The following is a 10547-nucleotide window of genomic DNA, read 5'->3' as shown; positions in this document are numbered from 1 at the left end:
ATAAAGTTTTATTTTTTGAGCCGGCTTAATGCCGGCTTTCTTTGTTTTAGCAAAAAAAAAGCTATAGTAGTGGTTACGAGGAATAACCAAGCACTATTATGGATATCTACCAAACACTTCGAAACCATTTCGATTCTCATCCACACGCCGTCATTATCTCAACTGAGCACGCAATTAAAGCATACAGTGGCACCACTTTTAGCGACCATGCTGCACTGGCGGCAGCTATTAAGATTTCGCACAGAGAAATCATACCGTCTCTGTTAGCACTGGCGAACTCGCATAATTTTGTTGTTCACCCCGTTAGTTCCAACAAAAACTGGGGATATGGTTCAATTACTCAGGATAGTGCCAATCGCCCTATTGTATTGCTCGATTTGTCGGGCATGTGTCAAATAACGCCCACCAGTAAGTCGCTAGGGCTCATTACCATTGAACCAGGTGTTACACAGCAAATGCTCTACGATTACTTGCAGGAGCAAGACTGGCAGCATATGGTGCCTGTAACAGGTGCGGGTCCCAGTTGTAGTGTGCTAAGTAATGCGCTAGAGCGCGGTTATGGCATTACGCCGCATACTGACCACTTCTATGCCTGCACAGCACTTAAGGCATTTATTCCTCATCCTGATTTGTGCCAACAGGAGTACGCTTCTGCTGTATCAGCACTCGATAAAAGCGAAGACGATTTTATAGACAAAACCTTCAAATGGGGCCTGGGCCCTTATTTGGATGGACTCTTTACCCAAAGCAATTTAGGCATAGTGTCAGAAATGACCATAAGACTGGCGAAGAAGCCAAATGCATTCAGCGCCTTTTATATTCAGGTATTCGACGCGGAAAAATTTAAGGAAAGTGTTGAGTTTATTCGAACGCTGCTGGAATCCCAGGCCGGCATGGTTGGCTCTATTAACCTGATGGACAAACGTCGTCTGGTTTCAATGACCTGTAAAAATCCAAATATTGATCAATCCCCTATCATGCCGTTAACGGATGAACAGGTTAATTCGCTTGCTGCTGCTAAGCGCTTACCGGAATGGATGATTGTGGGTTCAATTTACGGCGATCAACCCGTGGTGAATTATGTTAAGAAATACGTCAAAAGACATGCCCGAAAACTTGGCAGAATACTCTTTTCTGATTCACTATTACTGAAAATGGCGCATCGATTTGCGTCGATGCCGCTCGACTTCATTCCCATGTTTAAAGATGTAAAAGCGCAACTTACTTCATTGCAAGAAGGGGTTGAGATTATGCTAGGCAAACCCAACCAGGTTGCACTCCCTCTTCCTTACTGGCGCAATCCATCCAAACAACCAGACAAAGCCTTACCGTTACATCCCGCGGACGACCAGTGTGGCTTACTTTGGTATGCACCGCTTATTGCCATGGATCCATCTACGCTGTCCCACTTTGTCGATTTCGTAAGAAATACAATGCTTCGATTCGAACTGGACCCTTTTATTACATTTACCAACCTTAAGCACGATTGTATCGACTCGACAGTTCCATTGGTATTCGATAAGCAGGATCCTGCACAAACAGAAAAGGCACATGCCTGTTTGAGGGCGTTGATTGACGAAGGGTGTAAGCAAGGCTTTGTGCCTTATCGTTTACCCGTTACAGAACAAGCCAGACTGGATAAAGGCACCCCGTTCTGGCAGTCGATAAAAGTGATAAAACAGGCTATGGATCCGAATAATATTCTGTCGCCAGGAAAGTACGATGCATAATCAGTATAACAATATCCCAGTTCCAGTTACCGCACTGGCCATACCGTTCGTTGAGTAACGGTAGCCAGTCCGCAAGCAAACTGTTATCTTGAAGCAGCACTGAAAAGAGTAGTAGTGAGAGGAAAGGATGCAAATAAAACGTCTGAACGCACTTTGGATTGTTATCGCGTTATCGGCCTGTACGCCAAAGTCGGCCGAAGAGCAACTTGCTAATGCAATGGCATTGGTAGCAGAAGGTGAAAAAGTTGCGGCCATTGTTGAATTAAAGAACGCCGTAATCACTGAGCCGAATAATGCAGAAGCGCGTTACCAATTAGGGCGTCTTGAATTTGAACAGGGACTCTTTGAAGAGTCAGAGAAAGAAATTCGCCGCGCGTTAGATCTAGCCTATCCGGTTGTGGATGCTTACCCAGTCTTAATCCGGTCAATTTTCTATCAGAATGACTTTGATCGCGTATTGTTAGAACTCGATTCACAACCCGTGATTCAGGATACGCAGGTTAAAAGCACACTTGCCTTGTTTAGCTATTTGTCAAAACTAAAAGGTGGAGAGCAGGATCCGGTGATCCCTGCTGAATCACTGAAGCAGGAAGAATTACTGATTGCTCAGGCCTACCAGACACTTGAGCAGGGCAACCCAACGGTTGCGCTGAACATTACACAAAAGTTTACCACGCCCTCAATTGAGCCTTTTGAAAAGCAGCTACTCAAGGGAATGATCTATTCTCTCCAGAACGAACATGTAAATGCCATCATTGCGTTCACTGACGCACTGGAGATCTTTCCCAGTTACCACGTAGCTCGCTTTTTACTTGCCGAACAGTTGATTGAAGATAAACAACTTACTCGCGCCGATGAGCAGGTAGAACGCTTATTGCTGTTAAATCCCAATAGTGGACACGCCAATTACTTAAAAGCACTGATCTATTTCTACCAGGATAATTACGAACAAGCTCTTCAACTTGCAAATGTTGCGTTGCAAAACGATGCTAAACCCGCTCTTGCCAGTTTTGTGGCAGGAACAAGTGCCTACCGCACCGGGCGATTAGAAAGTGCTTTACGCTATTTAAATACAGCGGCCAGCACTTTACCACCTGGCCACCCGACTCACCGCTTGCTCGCACAGGTTAAACTGGAGTTAGGCTATGTTGAGGATGTTGCCAGTAGCCTTGATGGCCTGAGTATAGAGCCCGGTCAGGGAGCTGAAATATATAGCCTCGCAGCCCTGCAAAAACTCCAAAAAGGCCAGCGCGCGGAATCAGAACGTTATCTGTCAAAAGCCCGGACTCTCGATCCGAATAACCCAGTGAGTTTGCTGCGTGAAGGTTTTATCCTGCTGGATGACAATCAGGCCTCGGCAGTTGATTCGTTAACACAGGCGTTAAATATTGACCCCAATCTAGGTGAGGCTTGGATCCTGCTTGCGCAAGCAAAATATGAAGAAAAAGGCTTAGCAGCAGCACTCGCCGTTGCAGAGCAATGGGGTGAATTAAGCGCAATCAATGGCGAGTTCCTAAAAGGTATTTTGTACCTTCGCGACAATCAGGAAGTCGAGGCGGGTAAGCATTTTAGTCAGGTACTTAAGTATGACCCTGAAAATACTGCAGCCCTGCGCTATATGATGATTGGTAAAGCCCGCCAGGACAAGTTTGAAGACGCCATGGTTTATGCCGAAAAGTTATTGGCCCTCACTCCCAATGATTTGCAAAACCTGATTGATGTTGTCAATATCAAAATCGGTCAGGGCCAGGAATCTCAACTTGAAAGCTACCTTACCCAACGAATAGCAGCATTCCCTGACGCCTCAGCGCCCGTTTCAGCCCTGGCATTTATTTATTTGCGCTCACAACAACCAGATAAAGCCATTAGCTTACTGAAGAAAGTAGAAGACCCGCAGAATTTTGGTATCTACCAGGCATTGGGTGATGCCTATGTAGAAAACGGTGAATTCAGCCAGGCCGTAGAAACCTATAAAGACTGGACGGATAAATTCCCAACCGACAGAAGAGGATGGTACCGCTTAATTTCTACTTACCAATTCATGAGTAATTTTGACGGTGCAATGGAAGCCACACAGCAAGCCAGAACCTACTTCCCGCAAGATAAGCGCCTGGTGTTACTGGAAGCACATTTAGCCGCATCAACCGGCAAGTTTGCACAATCCAAACGTGCAATTTCTATTCTGGAAGAAGATGGCAGTGAGTTGGCCGCGCTGACCCACACCCGAGGACTATTAGCGCTGAATGAAAAGCGTTATTCAGACGCGGTAAAGTTGCTTACCGCTTCCTACGAAAATAACCCTGGATTTGCGGTCGCCAGACTGCTGGCTTTTGCACTGGCGGGGGCCGAAGATGCAAAGTCTGGCTTGAACTATTTACAAACTGAGGTCGGCAAATCTCCGGAAAATACGTTATATAAATTTGTAACAGCCGAGTACGCTACTGCTTATGGCTTTTATAGCGACGCCATTACCCTGTATGATCGTATCCTCGTAGAAAAACCTAACGACTTTGCAGCACTCAACAATCTGGCAGGCGTTCACACTCAAGCGGGGAATTACGACAAGGCGCTGGAGGCGGCCAAAGCCGCGTTTAGTATTGCCCCAGAGTCTGAATTTGCACTTGATACACTGGGTTATATCCTGATCAAAAAGGGTGATGTTAAACAAGGCCGCAGTTACATTGAAAAAGCACTTGGCAAAGCAGCAAATAACAAAGAAATCCAGTTACATGCAGCAGAAGCCATGATTCTTGACGGCGACAAAGCCAGAGCCAAGAACATGCTCGGCAGGATTTATCCTACGTCACCCGCGCAAAAATCCTTACACAAGGTACTGATGAAGAAGCTAGAAGAACAACAATAGCGGTAATATCAGAGCATGCCGTTGCAACTGTTAGTTCAAAAGACCTACAGCCTGAATGATGTCGCTGATGCGACATCACTTCTGGCTGCAAATATTCCTTCTGCCACACCATTTACTAAGCCATTTTGGCTCATACCCTGGCTGCAGCAGAATGAAGACAAATCACCGTTATGGCTGCAGTGCTTTAGTGGCGATACCCTGGTTGCCTCGGTGTTTGTGGTCCTCTCTCCTCCCAAAGGGCTGCGGTCTCCCTTTACCTGCGGATGGTTCAACAAGACCGGCGACATGCTGCGCGATCAAATCTGGATTGAGTTTAACGACTTGTTGGCGCTGCCAGAGTGGCACGACAAAGCGGTAAGGTTAGTTCTGAATTGGTGTAAAAGTATAGCCCGGGAATGGCGTTTGGAAATCACTGCCAATCCCTCCCCCTGGTTGAATCACCCGGATTTTTTCGCCGAATCAACCGCGATCCCTGGCTATGCAGTTTTACTGGAACCCGCTTTTACCAGCAAGGACAATTATCTTGCACAATGTTCCAGCAATACCAGAAGCCGAATTCGCAGAGCGATTAAATACCTGCAAGCGCATTTTGGAGACATCACTGTCCGCTCGTTCGGTAGTCTGCCGCCAGAGCCCGTTCTGGAAGAATTAGCCCGGTTTCATGCGGACCGCTGGCAACATACCGATCAGGGAAGTGGATTTAATAACCAGGCGTTCAGGTCATTTCATCAAAGCCTGATGCGGTCTTCATCAAATGACCCGACTTGTGAGATTTTAGGCTTTTTTGCCGGTGATCTCTGTATTGGTTATACGTACAACCTGATTTCCAATGATCAGGTGTATTTTTACCTGTCTGGAATCAATTATCTCGAATCCTCCAATCGTTTTCAGCCCGGACTGGTTTTACACACCTACGCGATAAGCTATTACGCACAACGCGGCTGTTCCAGATATGATTTTATGGGCGGCGAAAGTCAGTACAAACAGTCATTATCTAACCATCATTACCACCTTTTCATGATTCGGTTATTGAGAAAAGATTGGTTAACACGTCTATTCGTAGTCGCAAAAGCGTTGAAATCTCAAATTTTTAATATAAAAAAGCAATAGATTTATCTTTTCTGTATTTTTACACAGCGAATAACGGTAGAGTTTAGCTAACAAATAATTAAACAAACTCACTTTGACGCATTCAGACGATTTGGCAGTGCTAAAAAGCGAAGTTCATAAGTTCGATCAAGCAATCTTTGACACATGCAATCACAACATCACTTTTCATTACGTGTGCCAGAATCCGGTAAAGCCGATACTGCGTCGTTTTCTATTGGCATCCCGTTGTCCCAGGGACTCTGTTATGTTCACCAGCCACTTCAATGTAAACGCAACGACAACCAACTTGTTAAGTGTGCTTTTACCCCCTTGGCATGGTGGCCTGATCACTCCGTAAAATGGCTACTGTTAGAAGGTCATACGCCTGTAGCTGGTATTAACGAGAGTCAGTTCTGGGTCGAACCAAAGCAAACAGCTGCTATAAAAGTGAATCAGGAGCATGTCGCATCGCTTGAGTCAGAATCAACGATTTCACTCACTACCTGTAATTGGGCGTGCCAGTTAAGTAAAACCACCTTGTTCGACGGCTATTTTATGCTGGCTGGAAAACGCTGGACGTTTTCGTTTAACAGCCAATTTACCGGTGAATTCAGCGAATACCACAGTAGCCTGACTGACTGGCATGTCGAGCCCAAATATTGCGATCAACCCGATGGCTCTCCGGCCTTTATCCACCTTGCGTTGTACTATGAATTGTCTGCCGGGCGCCCTGATTTAGCCCCAATTAAGCTTCAGGTTAAACTGGGCTTCGAGCCCGCCCTGGGGCTCGCCAGGATTACCACTACAATAACGAATACCAACCCGGCTGAACACAACGGCGGCACCTGGGATTTGGGCGATCCCCGTAGTGTATTTATCGACAATATGTCCCTATCGATTAGTAGTGAGCAAGCCTACGCAGCTATTCAGGTATCACCAGATACCGCTAATGTTTCGATTAATCTCGATGGCCACTTATGGCAACGAGCCAGTGGAGGGTCCCGTTGGGATAGCCCCAATCACGTAAACCATGCCCGCGAGCTTTCAATACATGATCCAGCTACACACTTTATTGTTGATGGCATCACTCAACAGGCGCCTGCGCGTCCAGAGCCTGCCGCACTGCTAACAAGCCAAAACGTACAGTTATCTGTTTCCCCAGACAGGTTCTGGCAGAATTTTCCAACCTCGCTGGCTGCAGAGCCCGGTAAAATTTCCTGGTCTATGTTTAAAGCTGAGCCTGGGTTGTCAGTAGAACTGCAACCAGGCGAACAAAAAACACACAGCGCGATAATACAGGCCAAGTCAGACACCGTTGCCAAAGCCGCCATTGCTAACGCAACAATTTCAGCGGATTGGCTTACGGCAACCGGCGTGTTTCCCCGTTTGTCTGCACATTTATTAAATGACCCGTTGCAATCACTGATAAGCGAGGGCCTTGACGGACCCAGCTCGTTTTTTGCCAAGCGCGAAGCTATCGATGAATATGGCTGGCGGCACTTTGGTGATTTATATGCCGATCATGAAACCGATGGCTACACAGGCGACACTCTGTTTACATCGCATTACAACAATCAGTATGATCCCTTGCTGGGTTTCCTGAAACAATGGCTCATTAGCGGCGATCAACGCTGGCGCGAACTGGCTGACGATCTGGCCCGACATATCATTGATATTGATATATACCACACCGAACTGGACAAGCCAGAATACAATCAGGGGCTATTCTGGCACACCGACCATTATTTGCCGGCTGAAACCGCAACACACCGCACGTATTCCAGGCACCACAAGGGTAATGCCTATCAGGATCATGCTGGCGGTGGCGGCCCGGGTGGCCAACATTGTTACACTACCGGATTACAACTGTATTATTTTCTTACCGGTTGTCAGGCTGCTCAACAGGCCGTGCTGGGCCTTACCGACTGGATCACAACGGTATACGAAGGCGACGACACTCTGTTTGGTTTGCTGTTAAGCTATAAAAATCGCCATCGCATTGATTTGAAGAATATCAGCACCGGCACTTACCCACTCGACCGGGGTACAGCCAATTACGTGATGGCGCTGTTAGACAGCTTTGAAATCACCAACGATCTGCAGTACTTACAGCAGGTGTCGTACATTATTCGCCATACGGTATCACCAGATGACGATATTGCTGAAACACGAAACCTGGATAATGTGGAAAACTGTTGGTTTTATACTGTATTTCTACAGGCAGTGTGCCGCTATCTGGACATTCAGAGCGTCGTGGGTAAAAACCAGGACTATTATTACGCGGTTGCCTGTTTAGTGCATTACGCCCACTGGATGGCAGACAACGAGTATCCTTATCTGGAAAAGCCTGACATTCTGGAGTACCCCAATCAAACCTGGTCGGCGCAGGATTTGCGCAAAGTAGCGGTACTGTCTATTGCTGCCACCTATACCAGTGAGGACAATGCGTTGCGTTTCAGAGCGAAAGCCGCCGAAATAAAACACTACGTTGTAAATGCAATTAGTGGCAGCAACGAAAAACACTACACGCGCATCTTAGCGTTACTGATGCAAAACTATGGCATTGATACTATAGAATGCGCAACGTCGCCCACTGTCGTGGAAACCGCTGGAAAATTTCCTGTGAGTATTCAGCGCGATAAGGGCTGGCAAGGTTATGTTTTCCATGTAATAAAGAGACTGTCCGTTAAGCGCGAGTGGCAGCAGCTACAAAAACGCGTGCCAGCATTGCGAAGGAAGCTGTCATGACAAATCACACAATCAGCTTTGTGATCCCACACAAAGGGCGTGAGGAAATGCTGCGCGAGACACTGTTATCCATTGCAGCTCAGGATTACCCGGCAGACGCAATGGAAATCATTCTGGTTTCGCAAAATACCGAAGTATCGGAGGCGCTTAAGCAAGCCTGCGGCGAGGTATCGTTTCAGGTGATTTTTGCCAAACCAGAGCAGACTATCTCTGCCTCACGTAACCGGGGCGCAGAGCTGGCGAGTGGTAATTATCTTGCGTTTCTCGATGCCGATATTCAACTCTCTCGCAACTGGTTAGCGGCCTGCCTGGCGGTATTGACAGAGCGCCCTGGTACCAGACTGGTCAGCGCCATGCAAATACCATCCGACAGTCCCACTCCGTTGGAGCACATTCGCGTGGCTCTGAGCAATGCCGCTATCGACTGCCCGGTTGACTTTTTACCCGGCAGAAACCTATTGCTAACCAAAGAAACATTTTATGCCGCGGGTCAATTCCCGGAGCACCTGATAACGTGTGAAGACTACTATTTTACCGACAAGGTAAATCAACTCGGTGAATTGTTCTATACCAGTGCAGCTCAATATGTGCATATTGGGGAAGATAAGCAATTAGGTGCCATGTTCGAGAAGGAAATATGGCGTGGCCAGTCTAACCTCGCCTCCGTTAAAGACCGTAGAATCCCATTACGTGAGTGGCCGAGCTTTATTGTGCCACTGGCCATGCCCGCCTGTCTGCTAGTGGCTTTGCTTAGCCTGATTGCAGGTTTTACCGTGTTTGCGGTATTGTGTTTGATAGCAGCCGGACTTCCAGTGCTAGCCTACAGTACACGACTGTATAAGTTAGTCAGACCAAACACCTCATTGCTTGAGGTGATAAAGTTTTATTGTGTGTATTTCCCAGCCCGCACCATTGGTACACTGGGAGGAATAATAAAAACCTTTGGAACATCGTCTTATGGAAAATAAAAAAATAAAAATATTACAGTTCATTTGTTCCACTGGTTTCTATGGTGCCGAGCGCTGGGTGTTGGCCCTTGCCAGCCACCTGCCTTCCGACACCACTGAGTCACTACTGGCCACCACGCTGGAAACCGATTCACAGGATTTGGAACTGGTTAAACAGTTTAAGCAAAAATGCGGCAGAACGTTTGAACTGCCAATGAAGCACAAATTCGACATTTCAGTAGTCGACAAACTGGTAGCGCTAATTAAACAAGAAAATATTGATATTATTCATACACATGGATACAAGTCAGATATTCTTGGTGTGTGGGCGGCGAAAAAAGCCGGTATCCCTTCTGTTGTTACCCCACACGGCTTTGAAAACGCTAAGGATTTGAAGCTACGCGCTTTTATCTGGCTGGGTTGTCAGGCTATGAAGTACGGCGATGCAATCGTGCCGTTATCCACGCAACTGATGAAAGATATGCACCGCATTGGTGTTCGCAAAGACAAATTGCATTACATTCAGAATGGAGTGGACTTATCGGAAGTAGAAGCGGTTCGCACCGATGAGACTATACCGGCAGAAACCGAGAAGCTGCGAGTGGGTTTTATCGGACAAATGATCAGTCGCAAAAATATCGACGATATCCTGACCATTTTTGATGATTTACATCAGGAAGGTATGCCAGTTGAACTGTTGTTCCTTGGCGACGGAGACGACCGCGCCCGCCTGGAAGAAAAAGCGCGCTCGCTGCCCAGCAAACCCGACATTCACTTTTTAGGGTTCCGCGATGATCGCCTGGCTATGCTCAAAACCTTCGATTTATTTGTGATGACATCCACCTTGGAAGGGGTGCCACGTTGCCTGATGGAAGCCTGTGCCATGGGCACCCCCGTAGCGGCTTATCAAATTCCGGGAATCGATCAGTTAATTACTCACAATGATACCGGTCTGCTGGCGCCACTGGGTGAACGGGAAACACTGAAAGGCTATTGGCGTGAGATGTTATCTGATACCATCAAAGCCAAAGAATATGGTCTGCGTGCAAAAGCGTTTGTAGAGGAACACTTCTCTGCACAACGTATGGCCAATGAATACATGGTGCTTTTTAAAGACTTGCAACGCTAAGGAATGGCTATGCTGCATCAACAACCTGCTTCAACCTTGTT

General features: G+C 47.0%; 6 protein-coding genes. All 6 read left to right on the top strand.

The genetic code is table 11. The annotated features are described in order from the left end of the window. Positions 1–98: 98 nt before the first annotated feature. The 6 genes from ACLR2L_RS15335 (at position 99) to ACLR2L_RS15310 (ending at position 10506) form a co-directional block, all read left to right on the top strand. A complete protein-coding gene (locus tag ACLR2L_RS15335) occupies positions 99–1730 on the top strand; it encodes an FAD-binding protein (protein WP_413369293.1) in 1632 nt (543 codons plus the stop codon). A 127-nt stretch (positions 1731–1857) separates the two neighbouring features. Further along, positions 1858–4593: an XrtA/PEP-CTERM system TPR-repeat protein PrsT gene (prsT, locus tag ACLR2L_RS15330; protein WP_413369291.1), complete on the top strand. Its 2736-nt coding sequence runs from the start codon at positions 1858–1860 to the stop codon at positions 4591–4593. A 21-nt stretch (positions 4594–4614) separates the two neighbouring features. Then, positions 4615–5703: a GNAT family N-acetyltransferase gene (locus ACLR2L_RS15325; protein ID WP_413369289.1), complete on the top strand. Its 1089-nt coding sequence runs from the start codon at positions 4615–4617 to the stop codon at positions 5701–5703. Positions 5704–5847: 144 nt separating this feature from the next. Then, on the top strand, positions 5848–8430 hold the full coding sequence (locus ACLR2L_RS15320; protein WP_413369287.1) for a hypothetical protein: 2583 nt from the start codon (positions 5848–5850) through the stop codon (positions 8428–8430). After that, positions 8427–9398, top strand: coding sequence for a glycosyltransferase (locus tag ACLR2L_RS15315; RefSeq protein ID WP_140956267.1), 972 nt, complete (start codon positions 8427–8429; stop codon positions 9396–9398). Before ACLR2L_RS15320 ends, ACLR2L_RS15315 begins: the two co-directional genes overlap by 4 nt. Next, positions 9388–10506 carry a glycosyltransferase gene (locus ACLR2L_RS15310; RefSeq protein ID WP_413369284.1) on the top strand — a complete coding sequence of 373 codons (1119 nt, stop codon included), beginning with the start codon at positions 9388–9390 and terminating at the stop codon, positions 10504–10506. Before ACLR2L_RS15315 ends, ACLR2L_RS15310 begins: the two co-directional genes overlap by 11 nt. The last annotated feature ends 41 nt before the right edge of the window (positions 10507–10547 follow it).

This window comes from Alteromonas sp. AMM-1 (assembly GCF_047290655.1).
GTDB classification, from domain to species: domain Bacteria; phylum Pseudomonadota; class Gammaproteobacteria; order Enterobacterales; family Alteromonadaceae; genus Alteromonas; species Alteromonas mangrovi.
Note: the sequence above shows the minus strand (reverse complement) of the source record. Positions and strands in the feature narration are given on the sequence as shown.